The sequence below is a fragment of the Streptomyces sp. NPDC054842 genome (assembly GCF_053611025.1).
This window is the reverse complement of sequence record NZ_JBSGZN010000070.1, coordinates 1-20,135: the sequence shown is the minus strand read 5'-3', so window position 1 is coordinate 20,135 and position 20,135 is coordinate 1. Positions and strand designations below refer to the sequence as shown.

18 protein-coding genes and 2 pseudogenes are annotated in these 20,135 nt (G+C 72.4%); 13 read left to right on the top strand and 7 right to left on the bottom strand.

The features are described from left to right. Window positions 1-56: 56 nt before the first annotated feature. Window positions 57-998: a LysR family transcriptional regulator gene (locus ACWGIS_RS34045; RefSeq protein ID WP_453366361.1), complete on the bottom strand. Its 942-nt coding sequence runs from the start codon at window positions 996-998 to the stop codon at window positions 57-59. Window positions 999-1,135: 137 nt separating this feature from the next. Between ACWGIS_RS34045 and ACWGIS_RS34040 the strand changes: the two genes are divergently transcribed. The 4 genes and pseudogenes from ACWGIS_RS34040 to ACWGIS_RS34025 all read left to right on the top strand — a co-directional run bounded on the left by ACWGIS_RS34040 (window position 1,136) and on the right by ACWGIS_RS34025 (window position 3,875). Further along, window positions 1,136-1,219, top strand: a complete 84-nt coding sequence (locus ACWGIS_RS34040) for a putative leader peptide (protein ID WP_369252014.1) — start codon at window positions 1,136-1,138, stop codon at window positions 1,217-1,219. Between the two features lie 232 nt (window positions 1,220-1,451). Then, window positions 1,452-1,984: pseudogene (locus ACWGIS_RS34035) on the top strand (hypothetical protein); the annotation flags it as partial. Window positions 1,985-2,032: 48 nt separating this feature from the next. Continuing rightward, on the top strand, window positions 2,033-2,587 hold the full coding sequence (gene ssuE / locus ACWGIS_RS34030; protein WP_453366374.1) for an NADPH-dependent FMN reductase: 555 nt from the start codon (window positions 2,033-2,035) through the stop codon (window positions 2,585-2,587). Between the two features lie 145 nt (window positions 2,588-2,732). Then, on the top strand, window positions 2,733-3,875 hold the full coding sequence (locus ACWGIS_RS34025; RefSeq protein ID WP_453366360.1) for an LLM class flavin-dependent oxidoreductase: 1,143 nt from the start codon (window positions 2,733-2,735) through the stop codon (window positions 3,873-3,875). Window positions 3,876-4,064: 189 nt separating this feature from the next. On the opposite strand, the gene ACWGIS_RS34020 is transcribed toward ACWGIS_RS34025, so the two are convergent. Beyond that, entirely contained in the window at window positions 4,065-5,126 is a 1,062-nt protein-coding gene (locus ACWGIS_RS34020) for an acyl-CoA dehydrogenase family protein (protein WP_453366359.1), read from the bottom strand. Between the two features lie 99 nt (window positions 5,127-5,225). Here ACWGIS_RS34020 and ACWGIS_RS34015 point away from each other — a divergent pair, with 99 nt between their 5' ends. From ACWGIS_RS34015 to ACWGIS_RS33990, 6 genes are all read left to right on the top strand, one after another. Further along, window positions 5,226-5,582, top strand: a complete 357-nt coding sequence (locus ACWGIS_RS34015) for a YciI family protein (RefSeq protein ID WP_453366358.1) — start codon at window positions 5,226-5,228, stop codon at window positions 5,580-5,582. Further along, the gene (locus tag ACWGIS_RS34010; protein ID WP_453366357.1) at window positions 5,582-6,844 is read left to right on the top strand and encodes an RNA polymerase sigma factor; all 1,263 of its coding nucleotides are present in this window, start codon (window positions 5,582-5,584) and stop codon (window positions 6,842-6,844) included. Before ACWGIS_RS34015 ends, ACWGIS_RS34010 begins: the two co-directional genes overlap by 1 nt. 302 nt (window positions 6,845-7,146) lie before the next feature. Continuing rightward, window positions 7,147-8,469, top strand: coding sequence for an aldehyde dehydrogenase family protein (locus ACWGIS_RS34005; RefSeq protein WP_453366356.1), 1,323 nt, complete (start codon window positions 7,147-7,149; stop codon window positions 8,467-8,469). A 345-nt stretch (window positions 8,470-8,814) separates the two neighbouring features. Continuing rightward, on the top strand, window positions 8,815-9,705 hold the full coding sequence (locus ACWGIS_RS34000) for a glycoside hydrolase family 19 protein (RefSeq protein WP_453366355.1): 891 nt from the start codon (window positions 8,815-8,817) through the stop codon (window positions 9,703-9,705). A 107-nt stretch (window positions 9,706-9,812) separates the two neighbouring features. Beyond that, complete coding sequence (locus tag ACWGIS_RS33995) at window positions 9,813-11,174, top strand: phospholipase (RefSeq protein ID WP_453366354.1); 1,362 nt, start codon at window positions 9,813-9,815, stop codon at window positions 11,172-11,174. A gap of 130 nt (window positions 11,175-11,304) precedes the next feature. After that, a complete protein-coding gene (locus tag ACWGIS_RS33990) occupies window positions 11,305-12,420 on the top strand; it encodes an endonuclease NucS domain-containing protein (protein WP_453366353.1) in 1,116 nt (371 codons plus the stop codon). A 102-nt stretch (window positions 12,421-12,522) separates the two neighbouring features. Here ACWGIS_RS33990 and ACWGIS_RS33985 read toward each other — a convergent pair whose 3' ends face one another. Continuing rightward, window positions 12,523-13,188, bottom strand: coding sequence for a hypothetical protein (locus ACWGIS_RS33985; RefSeq protein ID WP_453366352.1), 666 nt, complete (start codon window positions 13,186-13,188; stop codon window positions 12,523-12,525). A gap of 94 nt (window positions 13,189-13,282) precedes the next feature. On the opposite strand from ACWGIS_RS33985, the gene ACWGIS_RS33980 reads away from it, so the two are divergent. After that, window positions 13,283-14,197, top strand: a complete 915-nt coding sequence (locus ACWGIS_RS33980) for an aldo/keto reductase (RefSeq protein ID WP_453366351.1) — start codon at window positions 13,283-13,285, stop codon at window positions 14,195-14,197. A gap of 63 nt (window positions 14,198-14,260) precedes the next feature. On the opposite strand, the gene thrS is transcribed toward ACWGIS_RS33980, so the two are convergent. From thrS to ACWGIS_RS33960, 4 genes and pseudogenes are all read right to left on the bottom strand, one after another. Continuing rightward, window positions 14,261-15,496, bottom strand: coding sequence for a threonine--tRNA ligase (gene thrS, locus ACWGIS_RS33975; RefSeq protein ID WP_453366350.1), 1,236 nt, complete (start codon window positions 15,494-15,496; stop codon window positions 14,261-14,263). Window positions 15,497-15,833: 337 nt separating this feature from the next. Next, the gene (locus tag ACWGIS_RS33970; RefSeq protein WP_453366349.1) at window positions 15,834-16,235 is read right to left on the bottom strand and encodes a hypothetical protein; all 402 of its coding nucleotides are present in this window, start codon (window positions 16,233-16,235) and stop codon (window positions 15,834-15,836) included. Between the two features lie 149 nt (window positions 16,236-16,384). Further along, window positions 16,385-17,143, bottom strand: coding sequence for a MerR family transcriptional regulator (locus ACWGIS_RS33965; protein ID WP_453366348.1), 759 nt, complete (start codon window positions 17,141-17,143; stop codon window positions 16,385-16,387). A gap of 252 nt (window positions 17,144-17,395) precedes the next feature. Then, window positions 17,396-18,100: pseudogene (locus tag ACWGIS_RS33960) on the bottom strand (dienelactone hydrolase family protein); the annotation flags it as partial. Between the two features lie 284 nt (window positions 18,101-18,384). On the opposite strand from ACWGIS_RS33960, the gene ACWGIS_RS33955 reads away from it, so the two are divergent. Continuing rightward, on the top strand, window positions 18,385-18,783 hold the full coding sequence (locus ACWGIS_RS33955) for a VOC family protein (RefSeq protein WP_453366347.1): 399 nt from the start codon (window positions 18,385-18,387) through the stop codon (window positions 18,781-18,783). Window positions 18,784-19,032: 249 nt separating this feature from the next. Then, entirely contained in the window at window positions 19,033-20,103 is a 1,071-nt protein-coding gene (locus ACWGIS_RS33950) for an adenosine deaminase (RefSeq protein ID WP_453366346.1), read from the top strand. Window positions 20,104-20,135: the final 32 nt, after the last annotated feature.

Sequence of the window (20,135 nt, the reverse complement as noted above, 5' to 3'; positions counted from 1 at the left end):
GCCCTCCTTCCCGGCCGGTCCCGAGCGCGCCCAACGCCTCGGCCGTGCCGCCGAGTTCATTCGGGCATGCGCGTCGGCCGGTCCGGTCGGCTCACGGACCCGCCCAGCTCGGCGGACCTGCGCACGAACGCCTCGTGCAGGTCCTGGGCCGCGCGCGGGACCGACTCGGCCCGGCGGCGCCGCAGCATCAGCAGGACCCGGGTCGTGTCGTCGCCGAGCGGACGGTGGGTGATCGCGCCGCGCCGCTCCAGCGGGTCGCCGACGACGCTGAAGTCGGGCAGCACCGTGCAGCCGAGTCCCTCGGCGACCATCAGCTTGCCCATCTCGGCGCCGTCCGTCGAGTACGCGAAGACGGGCCCGTGCCCCTCCAGCAGCCGCCGGACGTAGCGGTGCATGACGTACCCGGAGCGCATCGCGATCAGCGGTTCGTCGAGGAGTGCGGACACCGGCACGACCGGCAGTGCGGTCAGCGGACTGTCCGGATGCACGCACAACACCGGCCTTCCGCGCAGGAGTTCGGTGCTCTCGAAACCGGCCGGCATGTCGTCGCCGTCGAGGTGGTTGACCAGCCCGAGGTCGAGGCCGCCCTCCGCCAGGGTGCGGTGGATGTCGGACTGCTGGGCGCCCACCACCTCCACCTGGGTCAGGGGATGGGCCGCGCGGAACTCCCGGACGGCGGGGATCAGCAGCGGCACCGTCGCCGCGTTCACCGTGCCGACGCGGACCATACGGCTGATGCGGTGCTGCTCGCCCGCCGCGCCCCGCAGCCGGTCCACCGCGTCCAGCACGTTGATGATGTGCGGCAGCAGCTCGCGGCCCTCCGCGCTCATCCGCGCGCCCGAGCGTTTGCGCTCCAGCAGATCGACTCCCAGCTCCCGCTCCAGATTGCGCACCGTCTCGCTCAACGCGGGCTGCGAGAGATGGAGTTCCTCGGCGGCCCGGCGCAGGGAACCGAGCCGGGTGACCGCCGCTATGTATTCCAGCTGCTCTGTTCGCACCGCAGCAGAATGCGGGCGGCGCACCGAGGGGTTCAAGGGTTTCCCTGTCACGCCTTCGTGAAATTCGGCGGTCCGGATGACGAGACCGGGCCGCCGTTCCTTGACGGCCTCGACGGCCGGCTGCGACGATCGACGACATGACGATGCGACTGGACCTCACGCGGCGACGCCATGTCGACCTCGCGCGTGTCTCCAGCTCCTTCTGTTGTCGTGAAGCCTGACGATTCCCGACGGTAGGGTCCCCTTCGCACCGGCGGCCGGCTCCCCCTCACAGCGGCGTCCGGCCCGGCCCCCGCCACCCGCACAAGGCCCGGCTCCGCCCTTTTCCACGCGGCGCCTTCCTTTTCCGGTCACCGTCGCGATCCATGAAATGCGAAGCCGTCCGCCATTTCCCGTGAGAAATGCCGGACCTCCTTTCATCATGCCTTTTTCCAGCACGCCGGGAGCATCTCCGTGCCCGCGACAGAACCCGTCCGATTCGCCTACTGGGTGCCGAACGTGAGCGGCGGTCTCGTCACCAGCACCATCGAGCAGCGCACCGACTGGGGCTACGGCGACAACCGCGAACTCGTCGTCCTCATCGAGAACAACGGCTTCGACTACGCCCTCAGCCAGGTCCGCCACATGGCCGGTTACGGCGCCGAGTTCCCCTCCGCGAGATCGTCGCCCGCGCCGACACGGAGGCCGTCGAGGGCTTCGGGGCCGCCGTGCGACGGGCCGGCTCGTCCACCGCCGACGGCAAGGGCATGTGGCAGGACTCCGGCTTCGAGGACCTCGTGCAGGACAACGACGGCTTCCGCACCGGCCTGATCGGCACGCCCGAGCAGGTCGCCGAGCGGACCGTCGCCCACAAGCGCCTCGGCGTCGACCTCCTTCTCCTCGGCTTCCCGCACTACCACGAGGAGGTCGAGTGCTTCGGCCTCCGGGCGCTGCCGCTGGTCCGCGAGCTGGAGACCCGGCTCCCCGACGGCCAGGCCGCGTCCGCCCCTCGCCCGCCTGACATCCACCGACCTCCGCTCACGAAAGAGGGCCCCATGGCCACCGTCCTGTCCGTCTCCGGCAGTCCCTCCGCCTCCTCCCGCACCGCGAAGCTGCTGCGCCACCTCGACGCCCGGCTGGCCGCCCAGGGACACGAGGTGATCCCGCTCGACATCCGTACGATCCCCGCCGAGGCCCTGCTCGGCGCGGACTTCCGGCACCCGGCCATCGTCGAGGCGACGGCGCTCTTCGCGCGCGCCGACGGCGTCGTGGTCGGCACCCCCGTCTACAAGGCCGCCTACTCCGGCGTGCTGAAGGCCCTGCTCGACCTGCTCCCGCAGTACGCGCTCACCGGCAAGACCGTCCTCCCGCTCGCCACCGGCGGCAGCACGGCACACGTCCTCGCGCTCGACTACGCGCTCCGCCCCGTCCTCAGTTCCATGGGCGCCGCGCACATCGTCCAGGGCTGGTTCACCCTCGACAAGGACATCACCCCGGCGGAGGACGGCGGGATCTCCGTGGCGCCCGCCGCCGCCGAGGCGCTCACCCAGGTCGTCGACCAGTTCGCGGCGGCCCTCGGCCGTACGCCCCTGCTGGCCGCGGCGGGCTGACCCCGCGTCCTTCCCCCGTGATCGCCGACGCGCCGAGGCCCTGGCGTGGCCGCCGCGCTCGCGGAGGAGTCCCGCGCCGGCGCCTCGGCACGGGAACGGAACCCTGCCCCCGACTCCTCTGCGTCCCCCACGATCGGAGACCCCCGTGTCCCTCACCTTCCACTGGTTCCTGCCCACCAACGGCGACAGCCGGCACGTCGTCGGCGGCGGCCACGGCACCCCGGCCACCGCCTCCGGCCGGGACCGGCCGCCGACCGTCGGCTACCTGAGCCAGATAGCGCGCGCCGCCGAGGACCTGGGATTCGTCGGGGCGCTCACGCCGACCGGCGCCTGGTGCGAGGACGCCTGGCTGACCACGGCGATGGTGAGCCGGCACACGGAGCGGCTGAAGTTCCTGGTCGCCTTCCGGCCCGGCTTCGTGTCGCCGATGCTGGCCGCGCAGATGGCGTCCACCTTCCAGCGGCAGACGGGCGGCCGGCTCCTGCTCAACGTGGTCACCGGTGGCGAGAGCCACGAGCAGCGGGCCTACGGCGACTTCCTCGACAAAAACGCCCGTTACCGGCGTACCGGCGAGTTCCTGCGGATCGTGCGGGACCTGTGGGACGGCAAGACCGTCGACCTGTCCGGCGAGCACCTGCGGGTCGAGGACGCCCGCCTCGCCCGGGTGCCCGACCCCGTCCCCGAGATCTACTTCGGGGGCTCCTCACCCGTGGCCGGGGAGGTCGCCGCGCGGCACGTGGACGTCTATCTCACCTGGGGCGAGCCGCCCGCCCAGGTCGCCGAGAAGATCCGGTGGGTCCGTGGGCTGGCCGAGAAGGAGGGGCGCCGGGTGCGCTTCGGCATCCGGCTGCACGTCATCACGCGCGACACCTCGGAGCGGGCCTGGGCGGAGGCGCGGCAGCTGCTCGACGGGTTCGACCCGGAGACGGTGAGGTCGGTGCAGGCGGGCCTCGCGCGCAGCGAGTCCGAGGGCCAGCAGCGGATGCTCGCGCTGCACGGCGGCGGCCGGGACGGTCTTGAGATCCACCCGAACCTGTGGGCCGGGATCGGCCTGGTCCGGGGCGGCGCGGGCACTGCGCTCGTCGGCAGCCACGACGACGTCGCGGAGCGCATCGTCGAGTACCACCGCCTGGGCATCGACGAGTTCGTGCTGTCCGGCTACCCGCACCTCGAAGAGGCGTACTGGTTCGGCGAGGGCGTGCTCCCGCGGCTGGCGGCCCGGGGACTGTGGCAGCACCCGTCCGCCCCGTCACCGGCCCCCGCGGCCCAGGTGCCCTTCACGAGTTAACGAGGCACCGGGTCACCGCGCGTGCGGTGCGCGCGGGGGCACCTCGGGGCCGGGGACGCCGTGAGCAGGGCCGAACCGGACAGCGGCGGTCAGACCACGTCCGAGAGGTGCCGGATCGCCACGCGTCCTGTGCGCCCGGGGGCACCTGCGTCCGGGGACGCCGAGCACAGCCGAACCGGACAGCGGCCCTCAGACGCCGTCCCCAGGAGCCGCGAGCGATCCGAGGTGTGCCGCGCGCACCTCCGCCGTCTGCCCCTGCACCAGCAGGAACATCCCTTCCCGCGCCAGCCGCTGGGCCGGGCCGCCGAGGTCCATCGACCGTCCGCCGCCGGCCACGACCGCCGCCGTCGTGGCCGCGCGCATCAGGTCGTACGCCCGCGTCTTGCAGGCCAGCCGCTCCGCGACGCGCTCCCGCGGATGGGGATGGTCGGCCAGCGCGTACGCCCGTTCACGCACCCGGCCCAGCCGCGCACGCAGGTCACGCGCGGTCTCCGCGGCGACGGGGTCGCCGTCCAGCAGCCGGAGCGCCGCCTCCGCGACCCCGAAGACGGCCGGGGAGGCGTTGGTGTTCCTGGGCCGGTCGCCGGCCGCCCACGTCTCGAACGGCACGCACAGCGCCACGGCCTCCTCCGGGAGCCACAGGCCGTCCAGCGCGAGGGAGACCGTACGGGAGGCGGTGAGCGCCGCCAGCCGCATCGGCGGCGAGGGCCGCAGCCCCGGCTGCTCCCGTGCCTCCGTGAACGCGAACAGCGCCTCACCCGACTCCGTCACCCCGGCCAGCAGCATCACGTCGTTGAGCCCCCAGCCCGTGTACCAGGGGACCGTCCCGTCGAAGCGCCGCCCGCCGCGCTCCCGCGTCACCCGGACCGGCACGCGCGGGTACGCCCGCAGCTGCGCGTACGCCACCCCCGACAGCAGCTCCCCGCGCGCCAGGGGACCCAGCAGCCGCTCCCGCACCGGCAGTTCGCTCCTGACGAGGGTCTGCACCGGCGTGTGGTGCTGGGTCTGGACGAACCACGTCGAGCAGCACGCGCCCGCGAGGACCTCGGCGACCTCCCGGGCCACCGCGGCGGGCGCGGCCGATCCGCCGTACTCCACCGGAGCACTCACGCCGAGCAGCCCCGCACGCCCGATCGCGTCGAGGTGGCCGGCCGGCACTCCCTCCTGGTCCACGCGCTGCGCGGCGGGCGCCAGCAGGCCGGCCGCCAGCTGTCGCGCACGGGTGACGAGAGGGTGCGGTGCCGTGGTCATCGGAGAAAATCCTCCCGGTGTCGTCGTGTCAGGTGTCGATCCGGCGGTGTCCCGTTCGTGTAGGCAGTACAAGCGGGCCGACACCGAGGAGGACACGTCATGAAGAACTACCTGCTGAGCGTGATGCAGCCGGCCGGAGAGCCGCCGCCGCCGGAGGTGCTGGAAGAGATCATGCACAGACTCGAGGTGTTCCACGCCGAGCTGCGGGCGGCCGGTGCCTGGGTCTTCGCCGGGGGACTGCACGGCCCGGAGACGGCCACCGTCCTGCGGGCCGGCGACGGCGGCGACGTCCTGGTCACCGACGGCCCCTACACGGAGAGCAAGGAGTACCTGGGCGGGATCTGCCTCATCAAGGCCCCCGACCTCGACGCCGCCCTCGAATGGGGCCGCAGGGCGGCGCGGGCGACCACGCTGCCCATCGAAGTGCGGCCGTTCATGGGGGAAGCCGAGGACTGATGGAGACCACCGGCGCGGATATCGAGGCCGTGTTCCGCGCGGAGTACGGCCGCGCCGTCGCCGTGCTCGTCCGCTTCCTCGGCGACATCGACCTCGCGGAGGAAGCGGTCCAGGACGCGTTCACGACGGCGGCGCGGACCTGGCCGGAGGCCGGCGTGCCGCCGAGCCCGGCCGGCTGGATCATCACCACCGCCCGCAACCGCGCCGTCGACCGGCTGCGACGCGAGTCCTCGCGGCAGAGCCGGCACGCGGAGGCGGCCCGGCTGTACACGCGGGACGCACCCGCCGAGGAGGGCCCCGTGCGCGACGACCGGCTCCGCCTGATCTTCACCTGCTGTCACCCGGCACTCTCCAGGCAGGCCCAGGTCGCCCTGACGCTGAGGCTGCTCGGCGGGCTCACCACCGCGCAGATCGCCCGTGCCTTCCTCGTGCCCGAGCCGACGATGGCCCAGCGTCTCGTCCGGGCCAAGGCCAAGATCCGCGACGCCCGCATCCCGTACCGCGTCCCCCGCGACGCCGACCTGCCCGATCGCGTCGCGGGGGTGCTCGCCGTCGTCTACCTGGTCTTCAACGAGGGATACGGCGGCAGGCCCGACCTGTGCCGGGAGGCGATCCGCCTGGGCCGCCTGCTGACCGAGCTGATGCCGGACGAGCCCGAGGCCGTGGGCCTGCTCGCCCTGATGCTGCTCGTGGAGTCCCGCCGTCCCGCTCGTGAGACACCCGACGGGGAACTGGTCCTCCTCGCCGACCAGGACCGCTCCCGCTGGGACCGTGAGCTGATCGCCGAGGGACAGGAACTCGTACGCCGCTGCCTGCGCCGCGACCGGCCCGGCCCCTACCAGATCCAGGCCGCCGTCAACGCCGTCCACAGCGACGCCCCGGACGCCGCCGCCACGGACTGGTGGCAGATCCGCCGGCTGTACGACCAGCTCACGGCACTCGCCCCGAGCCCGGTGGTCGCCCTCAACCGGGCCGTCGCGGTGGCCGAGACGTCCGGCCCGCGGGACGCCCTCGCCCTGATCGGGCGACTGGACCTGGACGGCTACCACGCCTACCACGCCGTGCGGGCGGAGCTGCTGAGCCGCCTGGGCCGGCGGGCGGAAGCGGCCCAGGCGTACGACGCCGCCCTCGCCCTGACCACCGACACGAGGGAGCGGGCCGCTCTGGCGCGCCGCCGGAAGGAGCTGGACGGGAGCCGCCCGAGTCGGCGCCGGCCACCCCCGCCCGCCGAGCCTCCGGAGCGCGAGCCGGGTCAGGGGTGACGCCGACGCGCGGGCTCAGGAGCGCCGGCCGGGTCAGGGGCGGCCCCGAGGCGCGGTCGCCTGGCCCGTGAGCGGGGAGGGACCCGATGCCGCACGGGGCGGGCGGTCCCGGCGTGTACCGGCTCCGGGCGGGGGACGAGCCGACGGCCGCCAGGAACACGGCTGTGGCGTGCCCGGAAGACGGGGGGCAGTGTGCCCGGAAATTATTTGGGCACCTGAAAGGTTGGCATATACATCAAGATGTTGACCAGCTCACGAGCACCACGCGCGGCCTCACGGCCGCGCCCGACCAGCGAGGCACCGTGAACCACTCCACCCCCGAGCAGCCCGCCGACGTCGTCGCCCGGTTGCGCGCCACCTTCCGCTCCGGCCGCACCAAGCCCGTCGCCTGTCGTACGAGCAGGCTGAAGCAGCTGCGCGAGCTGCTCACCACCCACGGTGAGGACCTCGCCGCCGCCCTGCACGAGGACCTCGGCAAGAGCTCCACCGAGGCCCACCGCACGGAGATCGACTTCACCGTCCGCGAGATCGACCACACCCTCGACCACCTCGAGAGCTGGCTGCGCCCCGAGTCCGCGCCCGTCCCCGCGCACCTCGGCGCCGACGCCACGGCGTGGACGACGTACGACCCGCTCGGCGTCGTCCTGGTCATCGCCCCCTGGAACTATCCGGTGCAGCTCCTGCTCACGCCGCTGCTCGGCGCGCTGGCCGCGGGCAACACGGTCGTCGCCAAGCCCAGCGAGCTGGCCCCCGCCACGTCCGCCGTACTCGCCCGGCTGCTGCCGCGGTACCTGGACACCGACGCGGTCGCCGTCGTCGAGGGCGGCATCCCGGAGACCACGGCGCTGCTGGCCGAGCGCTTCGACCACATCTTCTACACCGGCAACGGCACGGTGGGCCGCGTCGTCATGCGGGCCGCCGCGGAGCACCTCACGCCGGTCACCCTTGAACTGGGCGGCAAGTCACCGGCGTTCGTGGACCGTGACGCGGATCCCGCCGTCGTCGCCGACCGTCTCGTGCGCGGCAAGTTCCTCAACGCCGGGCAGACCTGCGTCGCACCCGACTACGTGCTGACCGACCCCGCGACCGCGAGCGCCCTGGAGCCCGAGCTGGCCCGCGCCGTCGAGGCGCTCTTCGGAGCCGACCCGCGCACCTCCACGGGGTACGGACGGATCGTCAACGAGCGGCACTTCGACCGGCTCGGCGCCCTGCTCGACTCCGGGCGGACCGTGACCGGCGGCACCGCCGACCGCGCCGCGAAGTACATCGCGCCGACCGTGCTGGCCGACGTCGACGCCGGATCGCCCGTGATGCGCGAGGAGATCTTCGGCCCGATCCTGCCGATCGTCACGGTGGCGGACCTCGACGAGGCCATCGGCTTCATCAACGACCGCGACAAGCCGCTGGCGCTGTACGCCTTCACCGAGTCGGACGACACACGCCGCCGCCTCGCCGAGGAGACGTCCTCCGGGGGCCTCGGGTTCGGCCTGCCGCTGGCCCATCTCACCGTCTCCGACCTGCCGTTCGGCGGGGTCGGCGAGAGCGGCATGGGCAGCTACCACGGGCGCTACTCGATCGAGACGTTCAGCCACCGCAAGGCCGTGCTGGAGAAGCCGCTGAGCTGAGCCGCGCGTCGACACGGCCCGGACCCGTCGAGGACGGTCCGGGCCGTTCCGCGTCCGGGGGCGAGTCGGGCCGTCCGCTGTCCGGGGGCGATCCGGGCCGTTCGGCGTCCGGGGACGGGCCCACCTCAACCGCGCCGCCTCGCGGGGCAGTTGTCTGCCAACGTTGTCGGATCTGACTGGTCTACACCCTTGACTGGTACAGACCAAAGCGGTTGAGTGTGGCCTCACAACCCCCCACCGCGGCCGCCCCGACGCCGTGGCCGGCACGGTCCGGCGCGTTCTTCCGGGCCTGCTCCGCTCTGCCCCGTGCCGGGCGCGGCCGTGTTCGCGAAGGAGTCGATTCCTGTGTCGAGACGCCGAATCCCCGCCGTCATGGCCGCACTCATCATCGGCACGGCCGCACCCGTCCTGATGCCGGCCGCGGACGCGTCCGCCGCGTCCTGTTCGAGCTACCCCGCCTGGGTCGCCGGGAAGTCCTACGCCACCGGCAGCATCGTGCGGTACACCGACGGCAAGGCGTACATCGCCGAGCACGACAACCCGGGCTACGACCCGACCATCAGCACCTGGTACTGGGAGCCCTACGCCTGCGACGGCGGGTCCACCACGCCTTCCGAGGGCTTCGTCGTGAGCGAGGCGCAGTTCAACCAGATGTTCCCGAACCGGAACTCGTTCTACACCTACAACGGCCTGAAGGCGGCGCTCAGTTCGTACCCCGGGTTCGCGAACACCGGCAGCGACACGGTCAAGAAGCAGGAGGCCGCCGCCTTCCTCGCCAACGTCAACCACGAGACCGGCGGTCTGGTGCACGTGGTGGAGCAGAACACCGCCAACTACCCGCATTACTGCGACTGGAGCCAGCCCTACGGCTGCCCGGCCGGCCAGTCCGCGTACTACGGCCGCGGTCCCATCCAGCTCAGCTGGAACTTCAACTACAAGGCCGCGGGCGACGCGTTGGGCATCGACCTCCTCCGCAACCCCAACCTGGTGCAGACCGACGCCTCCGTGGCCTGGAAGACGGGCCTCTGGTACTGGAACACCCAGAACGGACCCGGCACGATGACGCCGCACAACGCGATGGTCAACAGCGCGGGATTCGGCCAGACCATCCGCAGCATCAACGGCTCGCTGGAATGCGACGGCCGGAACCCGGCGCAGGTGCAGAGCCGGGTGGACGCCTACCAGCGGTTCGTGCAGATCCTCGGCACCTCGGCCGGCGGCAACCTGTACTGCTGAGGAGTTCCTGCCGGTTCTGCACTGTCAGGTGCATGGCAGGGTGCGGCATCCTGTGTTCGCCTTCGCTCCGTTCCTCTCGTCCGGCACGGAAGGACACCGTCACCGTGATGCCGCATCCCCGCCCCCTGCTCGCCGTCACCGCCGCAGGCGCGGCGCTCGCCTCCGCCGTCCTCGCGCCGGCTCCCGCGAGCGCCGCCGCCGTGCCCGGCACCGGCGCCTACTACGTCCAGAGTGCGACCACGGGGCTCAACGCCGCCGACAGCGGGGGAGCGGTCGTCCAGCACAACCCCCGAGGCGACGAGGACCACCAGCGGTGGACGCTGCGGGCGAGCGGATCCTCGTACGTCCTCGAAAGCACCGACAGCGCGGACAGGTGCCTCGGCCGCTCGGCGGACCTGGCCGGAACGGTGCCGTGCGGCAGCGGCGACGCCGCGTGGGAAGTGGCTCCCGCCGGGGCCGACCGGTACACCCTCAAGGTCCCCGGGGCGGACCGCTACCTGAGCGTGGGGGCCGCCCCGGCCGGCTCCACCCACCCGGAGCGGCTCGTGGTCGGCGCCGCCGGGGACCTCGCGGCCTGGTACCTCACCCCCGTGAACCCGGTCACCTCCCCGATGCCTGCCGAGGACCGGCGCACCCTGGACCAGGTCACGTTCCTCACCGCCCACAACGCCTACGCCAACGGGGTCGACGGCGGCTTCGCCCCGCCCTTCGTCAACATGTTCCCGAACCAGACCCGCGGCATCGACCGGCAACTCGGCGACGGCGTACGCGGGTTCATGCTCGACATCCACCAGACCCCCGACGGCGCGATCCTCTGCCACAACAGCTGCACCCTCGTCAGCAGGCCGGTCGCCCTGTGGGTGGACCTCCAGCGCATGGTCGACTTCCTGAAGCAGCACCCCGACCAGTTCGTCACCGTCTTCCTGGAGGACTACGTCGACCCCGGCGTCCTGCGCGCCGAACTCGCCCGCGTGAACGGCCTCTCCGACGTCCTCTACCGCCCCGACCGAACCGGCGTGCGCCAGAACGGCTGGCCCAGGATGGCCGACCTGCTGGCCGCCGACGACCGGCTGCTCATCTTCACCGACCACAGCCGCGCCGCCGACGAGTCCGCGGGCCTCACCCGGGACAGCTTCGGCGTCATGTACCAGCGGGAGTGGACGGTGGAGAACCACTGGTCCATGGGGTCGGGGCTCGGCTCCTCCGACTGGTCCTGCTACAGCCGCTGGTACGACATCCCGCTGACCCGCACGGAGGGAGCCTTCCGCCCGCTCTTCGTCATGAACCACTTCCGCGACGCCACGATCGCGTCCACCGCTTCCACCGACAACACCAAACTCGCCGACCGTGCCCAGCGCTTCTGCCGCCCCGCCGCCCGAAAGAAGCCCAACTTCCTCGCGGTGGACCGCTACGACCTCGGCAACCCGACGACAGCGGTGAACACCTTGAACACGTACACCTATCCGTAGGTGTTCCGGGGGTGCGGCGGGATGCCGACGGGGTCCCCTGCTCGCGGGCTGCGCGCGATCCAGCGGCGGCATACTGTCCTGAGCCATGACCGGCGCCGGGACGTGTCATGCGATCCGAGGGGGAACGGGCATGCCGCTGGAGTTCGGACTGTGGCGCGTGGACGACAAGCCCGTGCGCGTCGTCAAGCGCCCGATGCCCCTGGAGTCCCGGCTCGAAGAACTCATCGAGGCGGATCCCGGCATCCTGGGGCGGCCACTGCTGCTGATAGGCCGTCAGGTGCTCACCCGGCACAGCAAGGTCGTCGACCTGCTCGGGATGGACGCCGAGGGGGGCCTGCACGTCCTGGAGCTCAAGAGGGACCGTACGCCGCGCGAGGTGGTGGCGCAGGTGCTCGACTACGGTTCCTGGGTCCAGGCGCTCACCAACGACCAGATCCGCGACATCTACACGTCCTACGCCCGCGGCAGAGGGCTGCCGGAGGAACTGGACGAGGCGTTCGCGCTGCGGTTCGGGGGCACCCCGCCGGAAGCTCTCAACGCCAGCCACGCCCTCACCATCGTCGCGAGCGAGATCGACGCGGCCACGGAGCGGATCGTCACCTATCTCGCGTCCGGGTTCCAGGTCCCGGTCAACGTGCTCTTCTTCCGCTACTTCGAGGACGAGGGGCGCTCCTACCTGGCCCGTACCTGGCTGATGGACGAGGCGGAGACCGCGGCGCCGGCGGCCGCGGGCAAGGGGCGCGGAAAGCAGGAGCCGTGGAACGGGACGGACTGGTACGTGTCGTTCGGCGACGAGCCCGGTGGCCGGAACTGGGACGACGCCTGCCGGTACGGATTCGTGTCGGCCGGCGGCGGTGAGTGGTTCTCGCGGACGATGCGCTCCCTGCCCCTCGGGGCGCGGGTCTTCACCCACATCCCCAAGGTGGGCTACGTGGGTGTCGGCACGGTCTCCGGGGAGGCGCAGCCGTACGAGGACGCCGTTCTCGGCGTCGACGGTGACACCCGGCGGATGGCCGACCTCCCGCTGACGGGCGCCTACCGACGGGCCGGGGAGACGGCGGACCCGGGCGGGGAGGACTCCCGTGAGTGGGTCGTCCCGGTCACCTGGGAACGCGCGGTGCCGCGCGAGGCTGCGTTGTGGCGTACCGGGTTCTTCGCCAACCAGAACTCGGCGTGCAAGCTCCGCGCCCGCTTCACGATCGAAGAGGTGTCCCGCCACTTCGGCATCGACGCGGAGACCTCCTGACGTCCGTCGGCCCGCGGCCGGGGCCGCCGGTGCCGCGGGCACCGTGACACGACGTCCGGCGAGGCCGGATACCGCCCGGCGGGACGTAAACCGCCCCCGAACTCAGCCCCGCGGACCGCCGATCTCCGCGAGGTCCGTCGCGAGGTCGGCCAGGGTGAGGGCCGGGTTCAGGAGTGCGACCACTTCCTCGGTCAGCGGGTGGGACGCGAAGACGTGGCGCACCGCCGCCAGGGGGACCGGGACCTCGTAGTAGTCCTCGGCCCATCGCCGGAACGCCTCCGGTGAGCGGTCCACCAGCAGCTCGAAGAGGTGCCCGGCACCGTCCGGGTCCGCTGTCCGCGAGTCCGGGAAGTCGATCGTCCCGGCCCGCCAGGCGTCGTCACCCGCCTCGCGCCACAGGCACACGGTGACGACGGGCATCCCGTCCTCGTCGCAGAAGGCGGGCTCCTCGACGCACGCCCGGAACACCTCGGGCACCTCGTCCAGCACCCCGGGCCACGGGCCGTCCTCCGCGTAGGGGCTCATGGGCGACTCGTGGTCGAAACCACGGACGCAGACCCCGGCCGGCGAGAAGACGACGGAGTACTCGTCGCCGGAGCCGTTGCTCATCACGGCCGACGACTCCCGCTCCGACCAGCGGTCGACGAAGGAGTGGAAGCGGTCCGGCCCGTCAGGGTCCAGGAGCAGGTCCAGGACGGCCAGGGCCCGGCAGTGCTCACGCAGGACGGCTGGGCCGGGCAGCTGTCGCGCGACATCGTGTACGGTCACCCGCACATCGAAGCGCACGGCGCCGACAACGCGTACACCGAGCCTCCCTTCCGGCCCGTGCCCACTCAGCACCCGCCTGTGTCAGACTGCCGCGATGACTTCAGAGGCGATCACCGCGGCGGCCGCCGGCACATGGACCATGGGCGATCTCGTCGTCAACCGCGTCGGGTTCGGCGCGATGCGGCTGACAGGAAGCGCCGCCTTCCACCAGGGAACCCCCAGCGACCGGAACCGTTCGATCGCCGTGCTGCGGCGCGCGGTCGAGCTGGGTGTCAACCACATCGACACCGCCGCCTTCTATTTCTCCTCCCTGCGCTCGGCGAACGAACTCATCAACAGCGCTCTGTCTCCGTACCCGGACGACCTGGTCATCGCGGCCAAGGTCGGGCCGTACCGCGACTACTCGGGGGAGTGGCTCACCCCGGCACGCCCCGAGGACCTGCGCGGCCACGTCGAGGAGAACCTGCGCCAGCTCGGCCGCGACCACCTCGACCTCGTGTACCTGAGGCGCATGCGGCAGGAGTCGATCTCCGAGCACTTCGGCGCGCTGGCCGAGCTGCGCCAGGCCGGACTGATCCGGAACCTCGGTGTCTCCTCCGTCGAACTCCGGCACCTCGCCGAGGCGCAGGCCATCGCGCCGGTGGTCAGCGTGCAGAACCAGTACGGGCTCGGTGCGGCGGACCCCGGGACCGACAACGTTCTGCGCTCGTGCGCGGAACAGGGCATCGCCTTCGTGCCGTTCTTCGCCATCGCGGGCAAAGGCGGTGCGCAGGGCACCGACGGCCCTGCCGGTCCTGACGAGGACGCCGTGCAGGCCGTCGCGCAGGCGCACGGCGCGACGCCCGCACAGATCCGCCTGGCCTGGACGCTGCGGCAGGGCCCGCACGTGCTGGCCATCCCCGGCACCGGCGATCCCGACCACCTCGCCGAGAACGTGGCCGCGGGCGCGCTCCGGCTCACGGACGAGGAGACGGCCCGCCTCGACGCGGTGCACCAGGCGGCCGAATGAGAGCGGCCCGCGCAGAGTACGGGCCGCTTCCCGGCACCTCGACCGCCGCTCCCCGCACCCCTGTCAGGCAGTGAGGTCGGTCCACAGGTCGGTGCTGTGGGCGCCGATCAGCGCGCCGAGACGGGTGAGTACGTCACCGGCCGGCCGCGGGTCGAGCCTGCGTCCGTCACGCAGGCGCAACGCGACCTGGTCGTCTGCGGCCTCCTTGGCGCCGATCACGGCCTGGTAGGGAACCAGACGCTCCTCTCGGATGCGGGCGCCGAGGCTGCCGCGGTCCGGTCCCGCGATCCGGGCACGCAGTCCGAGACGGGCGCAGCGGTCGGCGAGGGCCGCTGCGGCCGGCAGTTCGGAGCCGGAGATCGGGAGGACGACCAGCTGGGTGGGCGCGAGCCAGGCGGGGAAGGCGCCGCCGTGCCGTTCGACGAGATGGGCGACGGCCCGTTCCACGCTGCCGATGATGCTCCGGTGGACCATGACCGGGCGGTGTCGGGCGCCGTCCGCACCGATGTAGCGCAGGTCGAACCGCTCGGGCTGGTGGAAGTCGACCTGGACGGTGGACAGGGTGGACTCCCGCCCGGCCCCGTCGGTGACCTGGACGTCGATCTTGGGCCCGTAGAACGCCGCCTCACCCTCGGCCGCCTCGTAGGGCAGCCCCGAGCGGTCGAGCACGTCGGTCAGCAGGGCGGCGGAGCGTTCCCACTTCTCGGGCGCGGCGACGTACTTGCCGCCGCGGCCCGGCAGGGAGAGCCGGTAGCGGGCCGGGGTGATGCCGAGTGCCTGGTACGCCTGGCCGATCATCTCCAGCGCCGCCCGCGCCTCCTCGGCGACCTGGTCCAGGGTGCAGAAGATGTGCGCGTCGTTGAGCTGGATGGCCCGCACCCGGGTCAGTCCGCCGAGCACACCCGAGAGCTCGGAGCGGTACATGCCGCCGAGTTCGGCCATGCGCAGCGGCAGTTCGCGGTAACTGTGGGAGCGGGAGCGGTAGATCACCGCGTGGTGCGGGCACAGGCTCGGCCGCAGGACGACCTGCTCCCCGCCGAGGTCCATCGGGGGGAACATGTCGTCGCTGTAGTGCGCCCAGTGTCCCGAGATCTCGTACAGCTCCCGTTTGCCGAGGACGGGTGAGTACACGTGCTGGTAGCCCGCCCGCCGCTCGGCGGCGCGGATGTACTCCTCCAGGGCGTGCCGCACGGCGGCGCCGTCGGGCAGCCAGTACGGCAGCCCGGCGCCGATCAGCGGATCGGTGTCGAACAGGTCCAGTTCCCGGCCGAGTCGGCGGTGGTCGTGCGCGGTGGTCATCGCGGTCTCCTTGCTGGTGGGCGGAGCAAGTGGCCGGACGTACGACGAAGCCCCGGGGCACTTGCCCCGGGGCTGCGGATCAGGTCGTCTGTCAGCGCGCCGGGACACTCTCCGGCGTCGTCGTCATCATGGCAGCGCGCTTCATGACGGGGACGTTAGCAGGACCCGGCGGAGTCCACAGGTCAATTTGTTCGTCGGCGTCGGGCGGGCGTCCCGAGGTGAGAGCGTGCCGCGCGGACGGTGAACACCCTTGTGAAATCTCGCAGTTGGGCAGCTGCCCAGCGCGTGCGACGCACGGGTGAAGGGCGCGTGCCAGGTCCATTGTCGGCGGCGGGCCCTAGGCCGCACGCGCGTCCGCGATCCGGTCCAGTTCCCGCATGGCCTCGCCGTGCGCGCTCATCCGGCGGCTCACCGTGCCGGCCGTGAACAGCCCGACGCCGACGACCGACACCGGCACGGAGAGACCGAGTACGGCGAGCGCCTCGGGCCAGTCGCGTTCGTTCTGGCAGTAGTCGTAGGCACGCAACCCGTCGTTGGCCGTGCCCCGGTCCGTGAACAGCCGCGACTCGCACTCCAGGGGAGACCTGTCGTCGGGTTTCCTGTCGACCTCGTACGGCGTCAGGACGAGCACGGCGCACCACGCCCACAGGAGTCCCGCCAGGGCCAGCAGGCCGATGCCCCAGGCGCGTATCCGGCCGCACCGGTCGCGGAAGTCGAGGTCGTACTCACGTGATCGCATGACGGACGAATCTAACGGCCGCGGAGCCGACCTCACACATCGGCCGGACCGGCGACGGCAGCCCCGGGAGCCGAAGAGGCCCTCGGGGCCGGAACCGCCGCAAGGGGCAGGGAACCGCCGCCGGTCGGCACGGCGGCGGGCCCGCCCGGCTAACTGAGCTGCGCCGCGGCGTACGCCTCGATCGCGTCCCTCTGGTACGCCGCCAGCCCGGGAGCGATCGCCTCGTACGCGGCCCGCCAGGCGTCGTTGTCCACGCAAGCGCGGCCGATGGCCCGGTAGTCCTCGGCGGACACGGCGCGCATCTCCGTCAAGGCCCGGTACTGGGCGCCGATCTCGGCCAGGACCGGTGCGGCGTCGGCCGGGATGCCGGCCGCCATCAGGTCCGCCAGCCGGATCATCCGCGCCGTTCGCTCGCGATGCGCGGTCTCGGTCTCGGCAGGGCTCATGGTGGCGGCCCGTCGGCCCACTTCCTCGGCCAGCGCGGGAAACTCGCGCAAGTTCTCCTCGTACTGGGAGGGCTGCACACCCTCGAACAGGTTCTCCGGTCGGTTGACACGCATGGCGCGGCCGTCCTTTCTGGACTGCTCCAGCTCGGCGATCGTGCGGGCGACGGTGCCGGCCAGGGCGTCGAGCCCGTCCCGCTCCGCGAGAAGACGCCGGTGATGCCCCCGCAGCGCTTCGACCTCGTCGACCTGCGACGCCAGCACGCGGCCGATCTCGCGCAGCCCCATTCCCAGCGCCCGCAGGACGAGGATCTGTTGCAGTCGCAGCAACTGGTGCTCCCCGTAATAGCGGTGGCCGTCGGCGCCGGTCCGGGCGGGCGGCAGCAGCCCGATCGCGTCGTAGTGCCGCAGTGTCCTGGCCGTCACGCCGGACATGCGGGCGACCTCCGCGATCGGCCAGTCCATTCCCGCTTCCTGACGATCACGTCACCGGGCCGGTCGTTCCGGCCCTGTCCATGACGCTAGAAGCTGCCGCAGCGGCAACCGCAACCCCCGGAGCCGCGGGCCACGCCGGTCCGGACAGGCACAACCACCCCCGTCCGGACGCGTCAGTCCGCCCAGGCACGCCTCCGGCCCGCCCTTGGGGCCCCGGCCACAGGCGATGCGCGGCCGGGCCGGGACACGCACGCGCGTCCGCCGTGTGCCCGGGGGCCAGTCCAGCTGGTCGTGCAGGAAGGACACCGTGCTCTGCCAGGCCTGTGCGGAGGCCTTCGGGTCGTGGACCTCGGGGCGGCCGTCGTTGAAGAAGGCGTGCTGGGCCGGATAGACGCGAAAGTCCGGAGTGACGCCGGACTGCTGCTGGATCGCGGCCCGCAGCTGGTCCAGCTGCTCCAGCGGGATGCTCGTGTCGAGTTCGCCGTAGTGCCCCTGGACCTGGGCCTTGAGGGCGGAGAAGTCGGGCAGCTCACCCTGGATCACGCCGTAGTACGGGACCGCCGCGGCGACCCGCTGGTCGGCCGCCGCCAGGTGGATCACGAAGCCGCCGCCCATGCAGAAGCCGACCGCGCCGACCGTCTCCGAGGTGACCTCGGGCAGGCCGAGCAGGTGGTCGACGGCGCCGGAGAGGAGTTCGACTCCGCGAGCCACCGGGAGGTCCTGCATCATCCGCAGGGCCTCGCCGCTCTCGTGGGCGACGTTGCCGCCGTAGAGGTCGGGGGCGAGGGCCACGAAGCCCTCCTGGGCGAGCCGGTCCGCGACGTCGGCGATGTGGTCGGTGAGGCCCCACCACTCCTGGATGACGATCACGCCGGGCCCCTGCCCGGACGGGGGCAGCGCCAGGTAGCCGTGCGCGGTGGCCCCGGCACTGGGGAAGGTCACGTTCTGGCGGGCGTGCGCTCCGGTCGGCTTCGGCTTCTCGGCCATGCTCTCAACTCCTGTGGGGACAGCGGCGGGGGACTGGGTCCCGAGTCGATCTCCACGATGTCATGATCGGGTCCACCCCCCGGGTACCGGCCCGCGGGACCCGCCGCCACCGGGGTGTGCGCCGCGTCGGCAGCGGGCCGGGGGACCTGCCTGCAGCCAGCCGCAGGACCGGTCGGTACCGGCCCACGGGCCTGCTCATACCGGCTGCCGCCCCCACCGTGGACACCCACCCCCAGCCGATGCCGTACCCTAACGTGTTACGTATAACTTCCGGAGAGGTCCTGATGAGATTCATCGCCCTGGTCACCCTCGTCGTCGACGACTACGACGAGGCGATCCGCTTCTACACCGAAGCCCTCGGGTTCCGGCTCGCCGAGGACGCCCCGCGGCCCGACGGCTCCCGCTGGGTCGTCGTCGAGCCGGGCACCCCCGGCCAGGGCACCGGGCTGCTGCTGGCCCGCGCCAAGGACGACGCCCAGCGCGGCCGGGTCGGCGACCAGACCGGCGGGCGTGTGGGGTTCTTCCTGCACACCGACGACTTCGCCCGGGACCAGGAGAGGATGCGCCGCGCCGGCGTGACCTTTCTGGAGGAGCCGCGCCACGAGCCGTACGGCACGGTCGCCGTCTTCCAGGACCTGTACGGCAACCGCTGGGACCTGCTCCAGCCCGCTGCGGACGCCTGAGCCCGCGCCCGCACTCCGCGTCACCTAGGGCCTGTCGTTTGGATCATGCCGGCGTCGCGGGGTCTGGCACGCACATCTGCGGCGTTGTCGTCGGTCGCCGAAGCTCCGCTTCGACTCCCTCCTCCGCCTTGCAGCTGCACGCACCAGACCCCGCTCAGGTCTGCCGAACGAACCGTCCGTCACGGCCGGCCTGATCCAAACGACAGACCCTAGCCCGCCACCCGCACCACCAGCCGAGGACAGAAACGCATGACCGCGCACCGCATCGACACCGACACCATCCGCCGCCTGCCGAAGGCGGTGCTGCACGACCACCTCGACGGCGGCCTGCGCCCCGCCACCCTGGTGGAACTCGCCGCCGAGGTCGGCCACACGCTGCCCACCACCGACCCGCAGGCGCTCGCCGACTGGTACTACGAGGCCGCCAACTCCGGTGACCTGGTGCGGTACATAGCCACCTTCGAGCACACGCTCGCCGTCATGCAGACCCGCGAGGGCCTGCTGCGCACCGCCGAGGAGTACGTCCTCGACCTGGCCGCCGACGGGGTGGTCTACGGCGAGGTGCGCTACGCCCCCGAGCTGATGGTGAACGGCGGGCTGACCCTGCCCGAGGTCGTCGAGACGGTGCAGGAGGGTCTCGCGGCCGGCATGGCGAAGGCGTCGGCCGCCGGTACCCCGGTGCGGGTGGGCACCCTGCTGTGCGGGATGCGCATGTTCGACCGGACCCGGGAGATCGCGGACCTGGCGGTGGCCTTCCGGGACGGCGGTGTGGTCGGCTTCGACATCGCCGGTGCCGAGGACGGCTTCCCGCCCGCCGACCACCTGGCCGCCTTCGAGCACCTGCGCCGCGAGAGCGTCCCCTTCACCATCCACGCCGGTGAGGCGCACGGCCTGCCGAGCATCCACCAGGCCCTCCAGGTCTGCGGCGCCCAGCGCATCGGGCACGGAGTGCGCATCACCGAGGACATCGTGGACGGCAAGCTCGGCCGGCTCGCGGGCTGGGTGCGCGACCGCCGTATCGCCCTGGAGATGTGCCCGACGTCCAACCTCCAGACGGGCGCGGCGACCTCGATCGCGGACCACCCCATCACGGAACTGCGCGACCTGGGCTTCCGCGTCACCCTCAACACCGACAACCGCCTGGTGTCCGGCACGACGATGACCCGCGAGATGTCGCTCCTGGTCGAGCACGCCGGCTGGACCGTCGAGGACCTGCGCACCGTCACGGTCAACGCCCTCAAGAGCGCCTTCATCCCGTTCGACGAGCGGGCCGCCCTCGTCCGCGACGTCGTCCTGCCCGGTTACGCGGCCGTCGCGTAACCCGCGTACGGACACGGCGACGGCCGGTCACC

Excerpts from the sequence above, each read along its gene's own strand:
- ACWGIS_RS34040 (WP_369252014.1), top strand. The coding sequence starts at position 1,136 with ATGACGATGCGACTGGACCTCACGCGGCGACGCCATGTCGACCTCGCG.
- ssuE (WP_453366374.1), top strand. The coding sequence starts at position 2,033 with ATGGCCACCGTCCTGTCCGTCTCCGGCAGTCCCTCCGCCTCCTCCCGC.
- ACWGIS_RS34020 (WP_453366359.1), bottom strand. The coding sequence starts at position 5,126 with ATGACCACGGCACCGCACCCTCTCGTCACCCGTGCGCGACAGCTGGCG.
- ACWGIS_RS34015 (WP_453366358.1), top strand. The coding sequence starts at position 5,226 with ATGAAGAACTACCTGCTGAGCGTGATGCAGCCGGCCGGAGAGCCGCCG.
- ACWGIS_RS34010 (WP_453366357.1), top strand. The coding sequence starts at position 5,582 with ATGGAGACCACCGGCGCGGATATCGAGGCCGTGTTCCGCGCGGAGTAC.
- ACWGIS_RS33995 (WP_453366354.1), top strand. The coding sequence starts at position 9,813 with ATGCCGCATCCCCGCCCCCTGCTCGCCGTCACCGCCGCAGGCGCGGCG.
- ACWGIS_RS33990 (WP_453366353.1), top strand. The coding sequence starts at position 11,305 with ATGCCGCTGGAGTTCGGACTGTGGCGCGTGGACGACAAGCCCGTGCGC.
- ACWGIS_RS33980 (WP_453366351.1), top strand. The coding sequence starts at position 13,283 with ATGACTTCAGAGGCGATCACCGCGGCGGCCGCCGGCACATGGACCATG.
- thrS (WP_453366350.1), bottom strand. The coding sequence starts at position 15,496 with ATGACCACCGCGCACGACCACCGCCGACTCGGCCGGGAACTGGACCTG.
- ACWGIS_RS33970 (WP_453366349.1), bottom strand. The coding sequence starts at position 16,235 with ATGCGATCACGTGAGTACGACCTCGACTTCCGCGACCGGTGCGGCCGG.
- ACWGIS_RS33965 (WP_453366348.1), bottom strand. The coding sequence starts at position 17,143 with ATGGACTGGCCGATCGCGGAGGTCGCCCGCATGTCCGGCGTGACGGCC.
- ACWGIS_RS33955 (WP_453366347.1), top strand. The coding sequence starts at position 18,385 with ATGAGATTCATCGCCCTGGTCACCCTCGTCGTCGACGACTACGACGAG.
- ACWGIS_RS33950 (WP_453366346.1), top strand. The coding sequence starts at position 19,033 with ATGACCGCGCACCGCATCGACACCGACACCATCCGCCGCCTGCCGAAG.